Origin of the sequence: Vibrio sp. 947 (assembly GCF_033339115.1) — a bacterium.
Lineage (GTDB): Bacteria > Pseudomonadota > Gammaproteobacteria > Enterobacterales > Vibrionaceae > Vibrio > Vibrio alginolyticus.
The window spans coordinates 18,043-36,061 of record NZ_JAWOTX010000013.1; the positions used below are offsets into that span (position 1 = coordinate 18,043).

17 protein-coding genes are annotated in these 18,019 nt (G+C 43.7%); 11 read left to right on the forward strand and 6 right to left on the reverse strand.

Going from position 1 to position 18,019, the window contains the following annotated elements; all coding sequences use genetic code 11:
* Positions 1-62: 62 nt before the first annotated feature.
* From nth to R7Q39_RS16635, 3 genes are all read left to right on the forward strand, one after another.
* A complete protein-coding gene (gene nth / locus R7Q39_RS16625; RefSeq protein WP_005380743.1) occupies positions 63-704 on the forward strand; it encodes an endonuclease III in 642 nt (213 codons plus the stop codon).
* Positions 705-736: 32 nt separating this feature from the next.
* Positions 737-1,153, forward strand: a complete 417-nt coding sequence (gene gloA / locus R7Q39_RS16630) for a lactoylglutathione lyase (protein WP_005380739.1) — start codon at positions 737-739, stop codon at positions 1,151-1,153.
* 150 nt (positions 1,154-1,303) lie between these two features.
* Entirely contained in the window at positions 1,304-1,738 is a 435-nt protein-coding gene (locus R7Q39_RS16635; protein ID WP_005384886.1) for a DUF2753 domain-containing protein, read from the forward strand.
* A 120-nt stretch (positions 1,739-1,858) separates the two neighbouring features.
* On the opposite strand, the gene motY is transcribed toward R7Q39_RS16635, so the two are convergent.
* Entirely contained in the window at positions 1,859-2,740 is an 882-nt protein-coding gene (gene motY, locus R7Q39_RS16640; RefSeq protein ID WP_005384887.1) for a flagellar protein MotY, read from the reverse strand.
* 341 nt (positions 2,741-3,081) lie between these two features.
* On the opposite strand from motY, the gene rnt reads away from it, so the two are divergent.
* Both rnt and R7Q39_RS16650 read left to right on the forward strand, forming a co-directional pair.
* Positions 3,082-3,726 (forward strand): ribonuclease T, encoded by a 645-nt coding sequence (gene rnt / locus R7Q39_RS16645; protein WP_005384888.1) that lies wholly within the window; start codon positions 3,082-3,084, stop codon positions 3,724-3,726.
* 28 nt (positions 3,727-3,754) lie between these two features.
* Positions 3,755-5,080 (forward strand): Na+/H+ antiporter family protein, encoded by a 1,326-nt coding sequence (locus R7Q39_RS16650; protein WP_017821192.1) that lies wholly within the window; start codon positions 3,755-3,757, stop codon positions 5,078-5,080.
* Positions 5,081-5,157: 77 nt separating this feature from the next.
* Here R7Q39_RS16650 and R7Q39_RS16655 read toward each other — a convergent pair whose 3' ends face one another.
* Positions 5,158-5,787, reverse strand: a complete 630-nt coding sequence (locus R7Q39_RS16655) for a DsbA family protein (RefSeq protein ID WP_132936849.1) — start codon at positions 5,785-5,787, stop codon at positions 5,158-5,160.
* Positions 5,788-5,861: 74 nt separating this feature from the next.
* Entirely contained in the window at positions 5,862-6,197 is a 336-nt protein-coding gene (locus R7Q39_RS16660; protein ID WP_017635833.1) for a Grx4 family monothiol glutaredoxin, read from the reverse strand.
* Positions 6,198-6,482: 285 nt separating this feature from the next.
* Between R7Q39_RS16660 and sodB the strand changes: the two genes are divergently transcribed.
* The 3 genes from sodB to R7Q39_RS16675 all read left to right on the forward strand — a co-directional run bounded on the left by sodB (position 6,483) and on the right by R7Q39_RS16675 (position 8,603).
* Positions 6,483-7,067 (forward strand): superoxide dismutase [Fe], encoded by a 585-nt coding sequence (sodB, locus tag R7Q39_RS16665; protein ID WP_005396533.1) that lies wholly within the window; start codon positions 6,483-6,485, stop codon positions 7,065-7,067.
* Positions 7,068-7,221: 154 nt separating this feature from the next.
* Positions 7,222-7,725: a VC2046/SO_2500 family protein gene (locus R7Q39_RS16670; protein WP_033907342.1), complete on the forward strand. Its 504-nt coding sequence runs from the start codon at positions 7,222-7,224 to the stop codon at positions 7,723-7,725.
* 134 nt (positions 7,726-7,859) lie between these two features.
* On the forward strand, positions 7,860-8,603 hold the full coding sequence (locus R7Q39_RS16675) for an SDR family oxidoreductase (RefSeq protein ID WP_005380732.1): 744 nt from the start codon (positions 7,860-7,862) through the stop codon (positions 8,601-8,603).
* A 143-nt stretch (positions 8,604-8,746) separates the two neighbouring features.
* Here R7Q39_RS16675 and adhE read toward each other — a convergent pair whose 3' ends face one another.
* Complete coding sequence (gene adhE / locus R7Q39_RS16680) at positions 8,747-11,449, reverse strand: bifunctional acetaldehyde-CoA/alcohol dehydrogenase (RefSeq protein ID WP_318076465.1); 2,703 nt, start codon at positions 11,447-11,449, stop codon at positions 8,747-8,749.
* Between the two features lie 650 nt (positions 11,450-12,099).
* Between adhE and R7Q39_RS16685 the strand changes: the two genes are divergently transcribed.
* Both R7Q39_RS16685 and R7Q39_RS16690 read left to right on the forward strand, forming a co-directional pair.
* Positions 12,100-12,738, forward strand: coding sequence for a YchE family NAAT transporter (locus tag R7Q39_RS16685; RefSeq protein ID WP_005380729.1), 639 nt, complete (start codon positions 12,100-12,102; stop codon positions 12,736-12,738).
* 35 nt (positions 12,739-12,773) lie between these two features.
* Positions 12,774-13,637 (forward strand): ion transporter, encoded by an 864-nt coding sequence (locus R7Q39_RS16690; RefSeq protein ID WP_005380728.1) that lies wholly within the window; start codon positions 12,774-12,776, stop codon positions 13,635-13,637.
* A gap of 57 nt (positions 13,638-13,694) precedes the next feature.
* On the opposite strand, the gene asd is transcribed toward R7Q39_RS16690, so the two are convergent.
* A complete protein-coding gene (asd, locus tag R7Q39_RS16695; RefSeq protein ID WP_005380727.1) occupies positions 13,695-14,810 on the reverse strand; it encodes an aspartate-semialdehyde dehydrogenase in 1,116 nt (371 codons plus the stop codon).
* A gap of 431 nt (positions 14,811-15,241) precedes the next feature.
* On the opposite strand from asd, the gene nhaC reads away from it, so the two are divergent.
* A complete protein-coding gene (gene nhaC / locus R7Q39_RS16700; protein ID WP_318076466.1) occupies positions 15,242-16,675 on the forward strand; it encodes a Na+/H+ antiporter NhaC in 1,434 nt (477 codons plus the stop codon).
* Positions 16,676-16,765: 90 nt separating this feature from the next.
* Here nhaC and R7Q39_RS16705 read toward each other — a convergent pair whose 3' ends face one another.
* Positions 16,766-17,929: a chemotaxis protein gene (locus R7Q39_RS16705; RefSeq protein ID WP_104975507.1), complete on the reverse strand. Its 1,164-nt coding sequence runs from the start codon at positions 17,927-17,929 to the stop codon at positions 16,766-16,768.
* Between the last annotated feature and the right edge of the window lie 90 nt (positions 17,930-18,019).

An 18,019-nucleotide genomic window follows, 5' to 3' on the forward strand; every position in this document is an offset into this window, starting at 1 on the left:
AGATAAGGCTCTGTCATAGGAGCCTTTTTCATAAACCGCAGAGACGGTATTGGAAGTCAGCAATGAACAAAATAAAAAGAATCGAAATTCTTGAGCGATTACGAGAAAACAATCCGAATCCTCAAACTGAGCTTAACTGGAGCTCCCCTTTTGAGCTGCTAATCGCTGTATTACTATCAGCTCAAGCAACCGATGTAAGCGTCAATAAAGCCACCGACAAGCTTTTCCCTGTAGCGAATACACCTCAAAGCATTCTTGATTTGGGAGTCGATGGCTTAAAAGAATACATAAAGACCATCGGTTTGTTTAACTCAAAGGCAGAAAACACAATCAAGACTTGTAAGATCTTGTTGGAAAAACACAATGGTGAAGTTCCTGAAGATCGTGCAGCGTTAGAAGCGCTGCCAGGCGTAGGTCGCAAGACCGCAAACGTCGTGCTCAACACCGCTTTTGGTTGGCCAACTATTGCCGTCGATACGCACATTTATCGCGTGTCGAATCGCACTAAATTTGCGATGGGAAAAACGGTTGATGATGTCGAGCAGAAGCTATTAAAAGTTGTGCCAAAAGAGTTCAAACTCGATGTGCACCACTGGCTCATTCTTCATGGTCGTTATACGTGCGTAGCAAGAAAGCCTCGCTGCGGTAGCTGTATTATCGAAGATTTGTGCGAATATAAAGAGAAAGTATACCCAGATAGCTAACGCTATTTGTAAATCAAAGCTAGGAGCAAAAAATGTCAAACGGTCGAATTCTCCACACTATGCTTCGCGTAGGTGATCTAGACAAATCCATCAAGTTTTACACTGAAGTTATGGGCATGCAGCTGCTTCGTACTAACGAAAATAAAGAGTACGAATACACGCTAGCGTTTCTTGGTTATGGTGACGAATCCCAAGGTGCAGTGATCGAACTGACTTACAACTGGGGTAAAACTGAGTATGACTTAGGTACCGCTTTTGGTCATATCGCCATTGGTGTTGATGATATCTACACAACTTGCGACGCTATCAAAGCGGCGGGCGGTAATGTGACGCGTGAACCAGGTCCAGTAAAAGGCGGAAGCACGCACATTGCATTCGTAAAAGACCCAGATGGTTATATGATTGAGCTTATCCAAAACAAGCAAGCTTCAGCAGGTCTTGAAGGCTAAGCGGCACTTCTAATAATCACTTGTACTGCAAGTTGAACATCGATTACAGGCAGGTCTGCGATCTGCCTGTTCTTTTATAAACAAAACACTTTACTTGATAATAATTATCGTTTAGATTTATTCGCAACTTCGATATGCGGGATTACGATAATGATCAGTGAATGGGAAAAACACACACTTCTAGCCGATACGGCACTTCAACTAGATGACCCTGTTCGCAGCATTCTTCATTACCAGCAAGCCCTAAGCCTGAGTGAAGATATTAGCGAATGTGTGGAAATTGAAGCAGACGAGCGATTATTAATTTCTGTGATTTCTTGTCATAACTTAGCTCAGTTCTGGCGTTGGGCCGGAGACACTGACTATGAACTCAAATACCTTCAGCTGGCTTCAGAGAAAGTCTTAACACTCATCCCACAATGCCCAAATAAAGAATGTGCAAGCTTTATCGACTCAATTGGATGTTGCACTAAAGCATTAATAGACTTCATGAAACGTCACCCTAATCCGGCTATTGCCAAACAGGTTGAAAAAATCGATACCGCAACAAATTGCGAAGTCATTGCCAAATTCCGCTTAAACTAACATTCAAATTATACAGCAAGAATCACCGAAAGGTGCTTGGCAAAATACCACTAAAATATTATTAACAACGTCAGTAAATCAAAAACGCCGAAGCTTTCAGCTTCGGCGTTTTTATATGCATCACACTTGGGTTCGCCCTAGAGATATCACGACTCGGCGGTTTTTGTCTTTTCCTATTGGCGAACCGTTATCTGCAATAGGACGACGCTTGCCGTACCCTTGCACTTGAATTCGATCTTCCGGTAGCCCTAGAGACTGAAAATAGTCACGAAGTGACTCTGCACGTCGCTCTGATAAACTTTGACTCGCACTTTTACCATCGGTTGAATCTGTGTAAGTCGCCACCAACACGAGATCGATATCTTGATTATGTCGGATATAATCTGCAATTTGTGATAAACGCTTTTTAGAGGCCTTGGTTAACTGATCACCTTGTCTTTCGTAGTGCAAAATCGTAAAAGCAATGTCCTCAAAACTGTATTTCAATAAGTTGGAAATACAGTCGCTAAACGCGTTGTACTTGTTTTGAAATAGTACTGATGACAATGCGACTTCAATTCTCTGATCTCGGCTCTGCCAATCTTGGTAACTAAAAGTCGGATAACGGCCTTTTTCCAGCTCAGACAAAATGCCCCATGCTGTTTGCCCTCCGACATAACCATCAAACTGTTTAAAAAACTTTAGGTTTGTAATTCGATCGGCGTGTTCACCTGGTCGCCAAGGTGGCGGCATAGAAATGAGACTGACGTTACGTGTTTCTCCCATCGGACGACGCATTTTTAACTCAAAGTCTAAATTGATTTTTTTATTCGCACGAGATGAAAATACCGCATCTCCAAAGCTTGGAATGGGGTGTACAAGCTGACATTCTAATGGTGTATTGACCACCATTTCCCATTGAGATTGCTGTGGAGTTGCAGCATAACGTTTGCCCATCAAAGCGAAGCTGCTTGTGCTAAACAACGAAAATACAACACCACTGGTAATCAGCCATTTCTTCATCTAATACTGTCTCTTAAACGGCAGTCTGTTGCCGTCAAATTGCATCAATAAAACCACTTCAACGGGCATGCAAAAATCTCGCCAATATCGGAATATCTGTCACTCTGCCATTAATGTGAGCCATAGTGTTCCAATCACCTTAACCGCCACTTAGCGTTTTACTTCCTCATGTTTTATCGGTTTACATGATGCAAAGTATGGCGAATAAACGTCTACATAATATGCAATACAAACTTATTGATTGGATGCAAAATAGAATTCCGGTTTTCTCTTAAATTGCGGTTTTTCTCATCGGTATAATCTGCAATAATGCAGCCTTCGTCACACAAAAATAAGCCAACATGACACTAGAAAATGAAGCTCTAACCTTGAAAAAACGCTTTCGTGGTTATTTCCCTGTGGTAGTAGACGTTGAGACCGCTGGTTTCAATGCTCAAACTGATGCACTTTTAGAAATCTGTGCCGTTACGTTGAAAATGGACGAACATGGCGTGTTGCATCCGGCCTCCACCATTCATTTTCATGTGGAACCATTTGAAGGCGCTAACTTAGAAAAAGAAGCGCTTGAATTCAATGGTATTCGTGACCCTTTCAGCCCTCTTCGAGGTGCTGTTTCTGAGCAAGAGGCGCTAAAGGAAATTTATAAGCTTATTCGCAAAGAACAAAAAGCCGCAGATTGCTCACGTGCAATTATGGTTGCTCATAACGCAGCATTCGACTTGGGTTTTGTAAATGCAGCAAATGAACGCTGTAAACTAAAAAGAGTCCCTTTTCATCCCTTTGCTACTTTTGATACGGCTACATTAAGTGGCCTTGCTTATGGCCAAACAGTTCTCGCTAAAGCATGCAAAACAGCCGGGATGGAATTTGATAACCGTGAAGCACACTCTGCGCTTTACGATACACAAAAAACAGCAGAATTATTCTGCGGTATTGTCAACAAATGGAAGGCCCTCGGCGGTTGGCCGCTTGTCGACGAAGAATAATAAGTAAACACAACATATTAGGAAAAGTATGAATCCTGTCGTTATATCAGTGTGCGTCATGCTCGTGTTAGCATTGATGCGCGTAAACGTGGTGGTTGCCCTCACGTTTAGTGCCATCGTAGGCGGCCTAGTCGCAGGCATGAGCCTTGGGGATACGGTTGCCGCATTTGAAAGTGGTCTAGGTGGCGGTGCAACTATCGCACTAAGCTACGCCATGTTAGGTACTTTCGCTGTTGCCATCTCGAAATCAGGCATCACGGATCTACTGGCCAAAAGTGTTATCAAGCGCTTAAATGGTAAAGAAAACTCGGCGTCAACTACCGGGTTAAAGTACGCCGTGCTGGTGGCATTAGTGCTTGTCACGATGTCATCTCAGAACGTAATTCCGGTCCATATCGCCTTTATTCCAATTTTGATTCCACCTCTTTTGGGCGTATTCGCGAAACTTAAGCTCGACCGACGTTTGGTCGCGTGTGTTCTTACCTTCGGTTTGATCACACCTTACATGATCTTACCTGTTGGTTTCGGCGGTATTTTCTTAAACAACATTCTATTAAAGAACCTACATGACAACGGTTTGGAAAACGTGGTTGCAAGCCAAGTCCCAACCGCCATGTTACTGCCGGGTGCAGGAATGCTGTTTGGTCTATTACTGGCTATCTTTGTTAGCTATCGTAAACCGCGTGTCTACAAAGAAACTGAGTTGACTGTCGTTGACGAAACCGATCATGTCATCAATAAAAAGCACATCTTGGTTGCGGCACTTGGTATTGTCGCTGCATTGGGTGTTCAGCTTTACACGGGTTCAATGATTATCGGTGCTCTAGCTGGCTTTATGGTGTTTACTTTCGGCGGCGTTATTGCATGGAAAGAGACGCACGACGTGTTCACTAAAGGTGTACACATGATGGCAATGATTGGCTTCATCATGATTGCAGCGGCAGGTTTTGCAGCAGTAATGAAGCAAACTGGCGGTGTTGAAACACTAGTACAATCGCTATCAACCAGCATCGGTGACAATAAGCCTTTAGCTGCACTACTGATGCTGATCGTTGGTCTGTTGGTAACAATGGGCATTGGTTCATCGTTCTCTACGATTCCAATCCTTGCAACTATCTATGTGCCTCTTGCGCTAGCATTCGGTTTCTCGCCGATGGCAACGATTGCACTGGTAGGTACTGCAGCGGCGTTAGGTGATGCAGGCTCTCCAGCTTCTGACTCTACATTAGGCCCTACATCTGGTCTAAATGCCGACGGTCAACATGAGCACATTTGGGAAACAGTCGTTCCAACCTTTATCCATTATAATATCCCTCTAATCATCTTTGGTTGGATTGCAGCAATGGTGCTTTAATACTATTGTTTGGATGGATATACATTAGTTACGAAAAAGCCGCTCAATGAGCGGCTTTTTGTTATTCATAACTGTGGTTATTGCGCTGGCATATTGTCAATAATACGCTCACGAATCAGCTTCAAGGTTGGTTCTGTCGACAGGTAATCGATGGCAATCGGAAAATAAGCGTCGTTAATTTTAAGAACCAAGCTAGGGTAAGAGCTCACACCTAGGCTCTTTGCAAGGCTCAATTGATCTTCGAACACACCTTCTAAGAAAGAGCCATCCATGTCATTCTTGAATTGCTGAACATTCAAGCCAATTTCTCTCGCTAGTTGCAAGTGAGTGGCTTCTTCATGAGGAGGCATCGCACGTAAGTAATACGCATGCTGAATCGCTTCTAGCATCTGCTCATAAGAGTCTTGAAAGCCCGCTGCAATAACCGCACGACAAGATTGGTAAGTGCTTCTAACTGGCGTACAAAGCTTCCAGAAATCGTAGTTAAACTTAGTGCCTAACTGGCGCTCAATCTGCTTCCAAATACCTTCGAGTTTTTGTTGCATCTCGGGCGGCATCGGTAAATTAGTATCTGGCGCAAGACCACCAACCACATACTCAAACTGAATCACACCTGGCAGTTGCTGTTTTAGTTTATCCAGCGTTGGTTTGTAACCCCAACACCAACTGCACATTGGGTCATGCACGTAGTAAAGCTTTATGTTCATTCCACTAACCTAAAAAGAAAAAGGAGCCAGTACGGCTCCTTCGTATTCTATCGCTAAATGTGAGTATTTACGAATTACTCAGCTTGATCTTCAGCGCGCGCTGCTGCTTCTTTGATTAGAGGCTGCAGTTCACCTTTTTGGAACATTTCTAGAATAATGTCACAACCGCCGATAAGCTCACCTTCAACCCATAGTTGAGGGAAAGTTGGCCATTGCGCGTACTTTGGTAACTCAGCACGGATATCTGGGTTTTGCAGAATGTCTACGTAAGCGAACTTCTCACCACATGCCATTAGTGCCTGTGACGCTTGAGAAGAGAAACCACAGCTAGGTAGTTTCGGTGATCCTTTCATGTACAGCAGGATTGAGTTTTCAGAGATCTGCTGTTTGATTTTGTCGATAGTTTCCATCGCTTCCTCATTCATGGGTTTGAACTTTATTTATTTGCCACATTCTACTCAATAACGACAGAATAAAAACCATATAATTAATAAGGCTTAATTTTAGGTTGCTCATTGGCGAGCAATGCAGCACTTCACCACTGCTAACCTCTTAAAATATTTTCATATCGGGGTTTTAATAAAGTAAAAACTTGCTAAAATACTTAGCAAGTCAGCCTTAAAGGCGACATAGCTATAAAAAAACACTGGAAGCAATCGAAAGGTCATCCTTTCAAATCAATGGAGAATCGAGTAATGGCATTTGAACTACCAGCTCTTCCTTACGCGAAAGACGCACTAGAACCACACATCTCAGCAGAGACTCTAGACTACCACCACGGTAAGCACCACAACACTTACGTTGTTAAGCTTAACGGTCTTATCCCTGGTACTGAGTTCGAAGGCAAAACTCTAGAAGAGATCATCAAGACTTCTACTGGTGGCGTATTCAACAACGCAGCGCAAATCTGGAACCACACGTTCTACTGGCACTGTCTTGCTCCAAATGCGGGCGGCGAGCCAACTGGCGCAGTTGCAGACGCAATCAACGCAGCATTCGGTTCTTTTGAAGAATTCAAAGCGAAGTTTACTGATTCAGCAATCAACAACTTCGGTTCTTCATGGACTTGGCTGGTTAAGAAAGCTGACGGCTCTCTAGAGATCGTTAACACTTCTAACGCTGCTACTCCTCTAACAGAAGAAGGTACAACACCACTTCTAACTGTTGACCTATGGGAACACGCGTACTACATCGATTACCGCAACGTACGTCCTGATTACATGAACGGCTTCTGGGCTCTAGTAAACTGGGACTTCGTAGCTGAGAACCTAGCGAAGTAATATACTTCCCCCTAAGTTCAATTTAGTCTTATTCAAAAGCCCGCTATTTAGCGGGCTTTTTTGTTTCGCCTTCCCTAGCACCTTTAAATAATTCCCTCTTTTACTAAAGTTTTTCTTATCCACGCCGTTAAAAGAGCATCGAGCGAGGAACATCATGCAAATTCATACGTTAGACAAAGCTGCAATTATCAACGAACTTCAGTTCGGTAATGGTATTAACCATGCCGTACACGAAGGTCGTCGTGCGGATTTCTCGCTGATTCTGTCTATGTTCTCTAATGATGTTCGAGATGTGGTCCCAGTTGAAGAGGTCCAGGAAGTCATCACCAGTGACAGTATTCTTCGCCAACAATTGGGTTTATCGCAACCTCAAGCTCTTCGTTCTGATAGCAGCAGCTATGAACTCGCAGCTGAACAAGCGAAACAGTTTCACGATGCAGGATTGCCTTCCGCAAAGCTGAGCCATTACCTAAAACCAGATGCGCTGACTTACCTGCCTGAAGACACATTCAACCTACCAGAGGAGGTTTATCACAACCTATCTGGTCATGAGCGACGCAGATTGGGCGAACGCAACAAACAACTGATCCCAGATGCTGGGCTATATAATCAGCTAGTGACGGCTCAACGTCAGCATCAAATTCAAGCTAAAGCATAGAGATCCGCTTTTTATCCAATAGCTTGCAATACCTACACGTCAGAAATGTGACATCTTACAAATTACCGCACAATAGTCCTCACTCGAAAGCGTTAGTTTGAAGCCTTTCACACTGAACCCAACGAATTTCAACCATGCTATTAGCACAAACCACTGGTGTATTGTTTTTCACATATGGATACAGTGAAGGTGCTATGGATATCAAAGAATCAATTATTCTCGTCACGTCTGCAGGTTCGGTTATAGGAAGAACCTGTGCAAATCACTTTGCTCACCTTGGAGCAACGTTGATTCTTTGTGACCAAAATTCTAGCGCTTTGAGAGCGAGCTATGAGCAAATCAGCGCTTTCACTGACAAAGTGTATGCGATGAATGTGTGTAGTGATAACACAACGTCCATTAACTTATTGTTTGACCAGATAGAATCACAGCTACGTGCGACACCAGATGTGATTGTTAATTGCTGGACCAGCTCCCCTATGCCTGGCTTAATGGCGCCAGAACCAATGAGTACTTACATTGATCACTTGTCGTCTGCGGCACGCTTCCTTTATACCTACGGCCAAGTAGGAGCAGAGCGCTTTCGAGCCAGAAACAAGAAAGGCGTCATTGTTAACGTCATTTCTCATGACAACCATGAAGACTTTACGGGAGTTGAAAGCATGGCGGCGTTGGTGTCAGGTTTTACTCACAGCTGGGCAAAAGAACTCACACCATTCAACATTCGAGTGGGCGGCGTTATTCCCTCGGTAAATCATACAAAAGAAGAGCTCAACGAGAGGCACTGGGCTGAGATCCAAGACGAACTAGTCCGCAACACAGCATACATCGTCGCGAATGAATACTTCAGTGGCCGAGTAGTTGCGACCGAAGTGTAAGCATACACAGCAACTCTGTTTTCCCAAGCCAGATGTAACTCCTGCACCAAAATAAAAAAAGCCCCAGTCATTTGACTGGGGCTTTAACCTTTTCCCGATTAAGGTTCCGTGCTAGCGAAAACCTTGCTCACTCGATTTTTTAATTACGCGTCAGCTTTTTCTTTCTTTGCTTTAGGTGCTGCTTTTGCTGCTTCTTGGTCTGCTTTCTTCTTGATAACAGTTGTACCTTCGAAAGTTTCGCCTTCAACAAATGCTTTACCGTAGTAAGAAGCCATCAACACATCTTTAAGTTCGCTGATTAGAGGGTAACGTGGGTTCGCACCAGTACATTGGTCATCGAACGCTTCTACCGCTAGCTCATCCAGTTTCGCTACGAAATCTGATTCAGCAACACCTGCCGCTTGGATAGACATTGGGATGTCTAGGTTAACTTTTAGTTCATCCAACCATGCTAGTAGACGTTCAATCTTCTGAGCAGTACGGTCACCTTCTTGGCTTAGGCCTAGGTGGTCAGCAACTTCAGCGTAACGACGACGTGCTTGTGGACGGTCGTATTGAGAGAACGCAGTTTGTTTAGTTGGATTGTCGTTCGCGTTGTAACGTACCACGTTAGAGATAAGTAGTGCGTTAGCTAGGCCGTGTGGTAAGTGGAACTCAGCACCCAGTTTGTGAGCCATTGAGTGACAAACACCTAGGAATGCGTTCGCAAATGCAACACCAGCGATAGTAGCTGCGTTGTGTACTTTCTCACGAGCGATTGGGTCATTTGCACCGTTCGCATAGCTTGATGGTAGGTACTCTTTTAGCATCTTAAGTGCTTGAAGAGCTTGGCCATCTGAGTATTCGTTAGCAAGAACAGAAACGTAAGCTTCTAGAGCGTGAGTTACTGCATCGTAACCACCAAATGCTGTTAGAGACTTAGGCATGTTCATTACTAGGTTCGCATCAACGATTGCCATGTTTGGCGTGATTTCGTAGTCAGCTAGTGGGTATTTAGCACCAGTCTTGTCGTCAGTAACAACCGCGAATGGAGTAACTTCTGAACCAGTACCTGAAGTTGTAGTGATACATACAAGCTCAGCTTTTTTACCCATTTTAGGGAACTTGTAGATACGTTTACGGATGTCCATAAAGCGCATTGCTAGTTCTTCAAAGTGAGTTTCTGGGTGCTCGTACATTACCCACATGATTTTCGCTGCATCCATTGGTGAACCACCGCCTAGCGCTAGGACAACGTCAGGTTGGTAGCTAGCCATTTGAGCCGCACCTTTTTCTACTACAGACAGTGTTGGGTCAGCTTCAACATCGAAGAATGTTTGAACTTCCATGCCTTGAGCTTTTAGTAGGCTTACTACGTCATCTGCGTAACCGTTGTTGAATAGGAAACGGTCAGTTACTAGGAATGCACGTTTCTTACCTTCTAGGTCGCCCAGTGCGATTGGAAGGCTACCACGACGGAAGTAGATTGACTTAGGTAGTTTATGCCACAACATGTTTTCAGCTCGCTTCGCTACAGTTTTCTTGTTGATTAGGTGTTTAGGACCTACGTTCTCAGAGATAGAGTTACCACCCCAAGAACCACAACCTAGCGTTAGAGATGGCGCAACGTTGAAGTTGTATAAGTCACCGATACCGCCGTGAGTAGTCGGGATGTTGATTAGGATACGAGCTGTCTTCATCTTGTCACCGAAGTAACGGATACGATCAGCGTTAGTATCTTGGTTAGTGTAAAGACCAGATGTGTGGCCGATACCACCAATCTCAACCATAGTTACCGCTTGAGCAACCGCATCTTCGAAGTTGTCAGCACGGAATAGACCTAGAGTTGGAGATAGTTTCTCGTGAGCGAATGCGTCATCGTGAGATACTTTACCCAGACCTTCACCAACAAGAACTTTAGTGTCTGCTGGAACTTTAACGCCTGCCATTTCAGCGATTGCTGCTGCTGGCTGACCTACGATTTTCGCGTTTAGCGCACCATCGATAAGAAGCACTTTACGAACTTTATCAGCTTCTGCTTTGCTTAGGACATAAGCTTTGTGAGAAGCAAAACGCTCTTTCACTTCGTCGTATACTTCATCAACTACGATTGCAGCTTGCTCAGAAGCACATACTACACCGTTGTCGAAAGTCTTGGACATAAGGATAGAAGCAACAGCACGTTTGATGTCTGCTGTTTCATCGATAACAACAGGAACGTTACCTGCACCTACACCGATTGCTGGCTTACCAGAAGAGTATGCTGCTTTAACCATGCCTGGACCACCAGTTGCAAGGATAAGCGCGATGTCATCGTGTTTCATTAGAGCGTTTGAAAGCTCAACAGAAGGCTGGTCGATCCAACCGATGATGTCTTTTGGTGCGCCTGCTGCTACTGCTGCATCTAGAACGAGTTTAGCTGCATCGTTAGTTGAGTTTTTCGCACGTGGATGTGGTGAGAAGATGATACCGTTACGAGTCTTCAAAGAGATTAGAGATTTGAAGATCGCTGTAGAAGTTGGGTTAGTCGTTGGTACGATACCGCAGATGATGCCTACAGGCTCAGCGATAGTCATAGTACCTAGGTTGTCATCCTCTTCTAAGATGCCACACGTTTGTTCGTCTTTGTATTTGTTGTAGATAAACTCAGAAGCGAAGTGGTTCTTGATTACTTTATCTTCAACAATACCCATACCAGATTCTTCTACCGCTTGTTGAGCTAGCGGGATACGGGCCTGGTTAGCTGCAAGCGATGCTGCACGAAAGATTTTATCTACTTGCTCTTGAGAGTAAGTAGCGAACTCTTCTTGCGCTTTCTTAACGCGAGCAACCATTGCATCTAGTTCAGCCATATTAGTTACAGGCATAGGGAATCTCCTAAAATTAACAAATATTAAAAACTTTTTACTAAGGCTATTACTTATCGTTTTTACTGTTTATCAGTCACTTAGAAAACAAACGTCTTAGTAAATTGCTTTCAGGACTGAGTATAATATTTCAGAGTGTGAAAAAAATTGACTTGGATCAGTTCTCACCACCTAAATACTACCAAAGTGGTGCCTCATCACACCAAAATGACATAAATCACTGATAAACCAATAAATTAACTCTCATTTTTTATTGAGTAAAAAAGAAGCAAATGGACAAATAAATAAAAGAAACTACAACAACCTGTAAAAAAGTTTCATTTTTGACCAACAAAATTACATGTAGGCCCAATTCTTTGTGCTACTGAGAGTATATCGAACCGAATACATCTCTCTACAAACCACCTTGGTTTTTATCAAAAATGTGCGAATGTTAACGTTTATATAAAACAGTGCAATTTATCAGCAACTTTATACGTAACATTTCCTTTCCAGATTAGATACAGTTTATTAAAGAATTAGTTTTTCTCACTTAAATGGCAGGGAATGCGTTAGTTTTTTTCATTTCTTACAACCTAACTTTTGCCTTACATTACGCCCAAATTACCCCTTCTCCTTTTTACTAATGTGAACTTTGATGAGTACGCAACATGCAAACTTTTGAACTTGCTATCTTCTTGCAGTTTTTTCTCGGTTTGGTCGCCGCAGTAAACCCTGTTGGTATCATGCCTGTGTTTGTGTCACTAACCGGGCATATGACACCCGACGAAAAGCGCAATACGGCAACAACAGCAAATGTGGCTGTTGCGATCATCCTGATCATTTCGCTTTTTGCTGGTCAGTTACTGTTAGACATGTTCAGTATTTCTCTGGATTCGTTTCGTGTCGCTGGCGGGTTGCTATTACTTAGCATCGCATTCTCGATGATGAGCGGTAAACTGGGGGAAGATAAGCAGAACAAACAAGAGAAAACGGAATACGTCAGTCGTGAACAGATTGGTGTGGTCCCTCTTGCAATGCCTTTAATGGCAGGTCCTGGTGCAATCAGTTCGACTATTGTTTATGGTGCACGCTACCCAAGCATGTTCGATACCGTGGGCATTAGTATTACGATTGGTTTGTTCTGCCTTTGTTCATGGCTATTATTCCGTTCTGCCCCATTGATCGTACGATTTCTAGGTCAAACTGGAATCAACGTCATTACTCGTATCATGGGTTTGATATTGGGCGCGCTTGGCATAGAGTTCATTGCGAATGGCTTACGCAACTTATTTCCAGGATTAGCCTGAGTTTCTATAAAATTGTATGATAGAGCGATTCAACAATGGATCGCTTTGTCATGACGACTGACTCTCTTAAACATACTCTATATGTCACCATTTTTGGTACTCATACCAAAGCTGGTAAAACGTTCGATATTGCTCTCATTATCGCGATCATCAGTTCGTTAATCGTACTGGTGTTAGATTCGATACCCTCCGTTCGGGCCGAGTGGGAAAAAGAGCTGAAGTTTATTGAATACACATTTACTGGCCTATTCACGATTGAATACCTTCTAAGGCTTTATTGCTCTCCTAAACCTGCCGCCTACGCAAAGAGTTTTTATGGTGTCGTCGATTTACTTGCGATTTTGCCCACTTATTTAGCACTCTTCTTCCCATCCGCTTCGTTTATGGGTGTGATCAGGGCGCTGCGAGTGATGCGAATATTCCGCATACTCAAGTTAGTCCGATACCTACAAGAGTCCAATATCCTCTTACGTTCACTGCTTATGGCGCGCAGAAAGATTTTTATCTTCTTTAGTTCCGTCGCCATTATGGTAACGATTTTCGGCTCGTTGATTTTTATCATTGAAGGACCTGAAAACGGATTTACTAGCATTCCTAAAAGTATTTATTGGGCGATCGTGACCATCACAACGGTTGGGTATGGTGACTTGGTCCCTCAAACAGACCTAGGTAAAGGGCTTGCATCACTCACCATGTTACTGGGTTATTCCATTTTGGCGGTACCTACAGGTATTTTCACTGCCGAATTACACCAAGAGATGCAATCGCACAAAGTATTGGTGAAATGCCCAAACTGCTCCCACGCAGGGCACGACTCTGACGCAATTTACTGTAAACATTGTGGTAGTGAACTGGCCGATCCAGACAAAAGAGTCGTCCGAACGGAAGACGACGCATGAAAAAAGAGCTCCCTACGGAGCTCTTTTATTTTGTCATCAAATAAAGGATTGATGTGATTATGCTTTCTCAGACAGAATAATTCTCAGAGTACGACGCAATGGCTCCGCAGCACCCCAAAGCAGTTGGTCACCAACAGTGAAAGCATTTAGGAAATCATCACCCATTGCCATCTTACGTAGACGACCCACTGGTACAGACATTGTGCCCGTAACTTTTGCCGGTGTTAGCTCTTGAGCAGTGATGTCACGGTCGTTAGGAATCACTTTCACCCAATCGTTATGAGTGGCGATGATTTCTTCGATTTCGTCCATTGGTACATTTTGTTTAAGCTTGATAGTAAGTGCTTGAGAGTGACAACGCATCGCGCCAATACGCACACAGGTACCGTCAATTGGGACAGGTGAACTTTGAGAACCCAAAATTTTATTCGCCTCGGCGCCCGCTTTCCACTCTTCTTTACTCTGACCATTATCGCGCTTCACATCGATCCATGGGATCAACGAACCAGCTAGTGGCACACCGAATTTATCGGTAGGGAAAGAGCCGCTGCGCATTGTATCCGCAACTTTCTTATCAATATCTAGGATAGAGCTTGATGGGTTTGCAAGTTCAGAGCTCACAGAGTCATTGATAACGCCCATTTGCGAGATCAACTCACGCATATTTTGCGCACCAGCACCAGATGCGGCTTGATAAGTCATTGCGCTTGTCCACTCAACAAGGCCTTTCTCAAATAGACCACCTAGCCCCATTAGCATTAAACTAACCGTACAGTTACCACCGACAAATGTGTTCGTGCCACCGTGGATGCCTTGTTGGATTTGCTTTAAGTTCACTGGATCAAGTGTGATGATCGAATCTTCAGCCATACGTAGCGTAGAGGCCGCGTCAATCCAGTAGCCTTTCCAACCAGCCTGACGAAGTGCAGGGAAAACTTTTTCTGTGTAGCTACCACCTTGACAGGTGATTACCGCATCAAGCTGTTTTAAGCTTTCAATATCATACGCGTCTTGCAGTAAGCCTGCGTCTTTTCCTAAGTTAGGAGCAGGAATACCAACTTGAGAAGTACTGTAGAATACTGGTTCGATTAGGTCGAAGTCTTTCTCTTCAACCATACGCTGCATAAGGACTGAACCAACCATACCGCGCCAACCAACTAAACCAACTCTCATCGTATTAACTCTCCATGTATTAAAAAACCTACCCCATAGTTAATTTTTCACAGCAAAATCTCAACCCCTATTTTGTAAATAAGCGCGTTTTTTAACCTTTTCCTCTGAAAAACCGGGTTACACGAGATTTTTTAGTGTTTGGTTTGCGGTTTTAACCATTTTTCAAGTAGGGAAAGCACTTTAGCCCCCTAATTGGTCTTACCACTCAATGAGAAAATAACACATGAGGCACAATAATTTCACATTACACAACATTTAAAACCAAAAAAGTTAAAACAAACTAACAGTTAATTTCACAAGCAAACGTTTTTACCGACTAACATCAAGATAAAACACCAAATGTTCGAAATATAATTTTTGTTAATGTATGTTATGCGCGATTACAACAAGGAGCGCCTTCCTCTATTGCTCCAAGATTGACAGAGGCACATATGAAGCAAGTTACACCACGCCTACCAAGCTTGATACAGGTATTTATCTCGCTCGGTTTATTTCTCCTGCTGGCATTTTCGTTCACAGCCAAGCTAGACCTACCGATTCAGCTAGCGCTATACATCGGTTGGTTCATTGTCATGATATTGGGCATAAAGCTTGGCCATCAGTATAAAGGTCTGGAAAAAGCAGCACTAAATGGCATTTCCAATGGACTTGGAGCCGTTTTAATCCTTTTGGCCGTTGGCGCGCTTGTAGGTACTTGGATCTCTGGTGGTATTGTTCCAACCATTATTTACTACGGCCTTAAAGCAATCCACCCTTCCATCTTTTTGCTCGCGACCATGATCATCTGTTCATTGACTGCGCTAGCGACTGGCACATCTTGGGGTGCGGCTGGCACGGCAGGTATTGCAATGATGGGTATCGGTCAAGGTCTTGGTGTTCCTGCGCCAATCACTGCAGGTGCCGTACTTTCAGGCTGTTACTTTGGTGACAAAATGTCGCCTCTATCGGATTCAGTAATCCTTGCTTCATCTATGTCTAACGTTGAAGTGATGGAACATATTAAAGGCATGTTGCCGATAGCACTCATTAGCTACATTATTACAGGCATTATGTTTACTGCATTTGGCTTCCACTACGCAGGTCAAGTTGACATGAGCCAGGTAGACTCTGTCATTAAAGCGATGGAACAGCAGTTCTACATCACCCCTTACTCATTTGTTCCTGTGATCATCGTATTGTCACTTCTAGCGATGCGTATGCCTTCATTCCCAGTGATCAGTTTTGGTTCTCTGCTAGGTATTATTTGGGCAGTGATGATCCAAGATGTCGATTTCCTAACCGCGTTCAACACGGCTTGGGCTCCGTTTGCAATCTCATCTGGCGTAGATTTCATTGACTCAATCCTTAACCGTGGCGGCATGTCTTCAATGCTTGGATCGGTAGCGGTTATCGTATTCGGCCTTGGTTTTGGCGGTCTACTAGATAAAGTAGGCGTGCTAGAGACTATCGCGAAGCTGTTTGAAAAACGCGTTCAAAGTGCAGGTTCATTGGCAACAAGCACAATTGGTACGGCCTTTATGGGCAACGTATTTGGTTCAGCGATGTACGTTTCACTTATTCTGACCCCAAAAATCTGTGCGAAGAACTATGACCGTCTAGGCTACAAACGTAAGAATTTGTCTCGTAACGCAGAATTTGGCGGCACGCTAACCTCAGGTATGGTCCCTTGGAGTGACAACGGTATCTACATGGCCAGTATTTTGGGTGTTGCTACACTGTCTTATGCCCCGTTCATGTGGCTGAGTTTTGTATGTATCATCGTAACGATCTTCACTTCTTACATGGGTTGGTTTGTTGATAAGTGCGAACCAACAGCAGAAGCAGTTGAAGAAGCTGAAGGCGAATTAAAGCAGCAAACCGCTTAACTTCGTAGAGATAGGAAGAACCTCCCTTCCGAATTCAATACTAAAAAAGAGCGCTTTAAAGCGCTCTTTTTTTATTTCCAAAACAAATCGTTAGCTTTGTTTTACTGGCGTTTTTACGGCTGCACGCTTCCCAAACCAATAGCCCAAGCCAAGCGGTGCAAAGAATATAACGGCAATGAACAGAATAAAGTAGATGATGGTACTTTTGACAAGTTCAATCAGCTTAGTCATGGCGAGATTCACAACCTCTTGCGACACTCGATCCATATCTTGAGCAAACTTCTCGCGCTCATGGGTAATGATCTGTGCGATTTCTTGACGTTCTCTGGCAACCATCAGCTCTATAGCTTGGCGTTCTTCACCCAACTGAGATAAACGCGCCTCCGTCCTTTGATCGATATCGTCAACCAAAGGTTGTAACTCCAGCGCCATTTGTTCTGCCAAATAACGCATGTACTCTGGGTTGTTATCGATAAAATCCCTCATCGAATCAGCGGTAACTTGCAAACTATTGAGCGCCGCATTGACTTTTTCGATACTGGCAGAGCTATTCAAGGCCAACAACTGCGCTTTCCACGTCATAATTTTTGGTGTCTGTTCTGATACCAGACTTAGACGATCAGAGACATCCCCAAGTGCTTCTGGCATCGTGCCTAGCGTTGTAACGGCTTCCTCTTCGCTAATTTGGTTTGCATCTAACCACCCACGGTAAGCCGGAGTCCTAATCATGCTTAAATCAGCGAATGGATGCTGCTTGGCGAACTCTGCAACAAACGTTTGTGTCTTGATGTATGCTTCTTTCTTCAATAAAGATTGAGCCAGTTTATCTACCTCTTTCGCTAAATAAACGGAAACTAACTTGGCCTCACCGGACGCAAAGAGCTCATTACCAGAAGCGGTAGTAAAGAACTGTTCCATTTGTAGCGTGAAAGTCCATGTATCAATCAGTGCAGCCATTGGGGACACTTGATACGCAGAAGCTTGGATGCCCTCTTCAGCATTTATCTTCCAAAGTAAAATATAAGATTGATGAACTTTATCATGAGGATCATATTGTTCGTGTAGTGCATCTGCTGCTTGCTCAACCTGAGCAAAAAACTGCTGCGCATACTCACGAGTCAAAAGACGCATATTGAGCTCTTGTTTGGTAAGAGGGACGGTTTGACTCTCGATCTTGACTTCGAGCAGGGAGCACCCTGAAAGCATCATAACCAGCCCTATCAACATCATTGAAGACATTCGGCGAACGGACATGAAAACACCTTTAACAAATTGTATAGAACAGGAATAAAGCGAACTAAGTCATATAGTTCGAGCCTTTATTACCTCAACTCTTATGACATT

Bases quoted from the DNA above. Each gene is read 5' to 3' on its own strand.
- R7Q39_RS16675 (WP_005380732.1), top strand. From the start codon at position 7,860: ATGCTATTAGCACAAACCACTGGTGTATTGTTTTTCACATATGGATAC.
- nhaC (WP_318076466.1), top strand. From the start codon at position 15,242: ATGAAGCAAGTTACACCACGCCTACCAAGCTTGATACAGGTATTTATC.
- R7Q39_RS16650 (WP_017821192.1), top strand. From the start codon at position 3,755: ATGAATCCTGTCGTTATATCAGTGTGCGTCATGCTCGTGTTAGCATTG.
- R7Q39_RS16655 (WP_132936849.1), bottom strand. From the start codon at position 5,787: ATGAACATAAAGCTTTACTACGTGCATGACCCAATGTGCAGTTGGTGT.
- sodB (WP_005396533.1), top strand. From the start codon at position 6,483: ATGGCATTTGAACTACCAGCTCTTCCTTACGCGAAAGACGCACTAGAA.
- R7Q39_RS16635 (WP_005384886.1), top strand. From the start codon at position 1,304: ATGATCAGTGAATGGGAAAAACACACACTTCTAGCCGATACGGCACTT.
- R7Q39_RS16670 (WP_033907342.1), top strand. From the start codon at position 7,222: ATGCAAATTCATACGTTAGACAAAGCTGCAATTATCAACGAACTTCAG.
- R7Q39_RS16705 (WP_104975507.1), bottom strand. From the start codon at position 17,929: ATGTCCGTTCGCCGAATGTCTTCAATGATGTTGATAGGGCTGGTTATG.
- R7Q39_RS16660 (WP_017635833.1), bottom strand. From the start codon at position 6,197: ATGGAAACTATCGACAAAATCAAACAGCAGATCTCTGAAAACTCAATC.
- R7Q39_RS16690 (WP_005380728.1), top strand. From the start codon at position 12,774: ATGGATCGCTTTGTCATGACGACTGACTCTCTTAAACATACTCTATAT.
- gloA (WP_005380739.1), top strand. From the start codon at position 737: ATGTCAAACGGTCGAATTCTCCACACTATGCTTCGCGTAGGTGATCTA.
- motY (WP_005384887.1), bottom strand. From the start codon at position 2,740: ATGAAGAAATGGCTGATTACCAGTGGTGTTGTATTTTCGTTGTTTAGC.
- adhE (WP_318076465.1), bottom strand. From the start codon at position 11,449: ATGCCTGTAACTAATATGGCTGAACTAGATGCAATGGTTGCTCGCGTT.
- R7Q39_RS16685 (WP_005380729.1), top strand. From the start codon at position 12,100: ATGCAAACTTTTGAACTTGCTATCTTCTTGCAGTTTTTTCTCGGTTTG.
- nth (WP_005380743.1), top strand. From the start codon at position 63: ATGAACAAAATAAAAAGAATCGAAATTCTTGAGCGATTACGAGAAAAC.
- asd (WP_005380727.1), bottom strand. From the start codon at position 14,810: ATGAGAGTTGGTTTAGTTGGTTGGCGCGGTATGGTTGGTTCAGTCCTT.
- rnt (WP_005384888.1), top strand. From the start codon at position 3,082: ATGACACTAGAAAATGAAGCTCTAACCTTGAAAAAACGCTTTCGTGGT.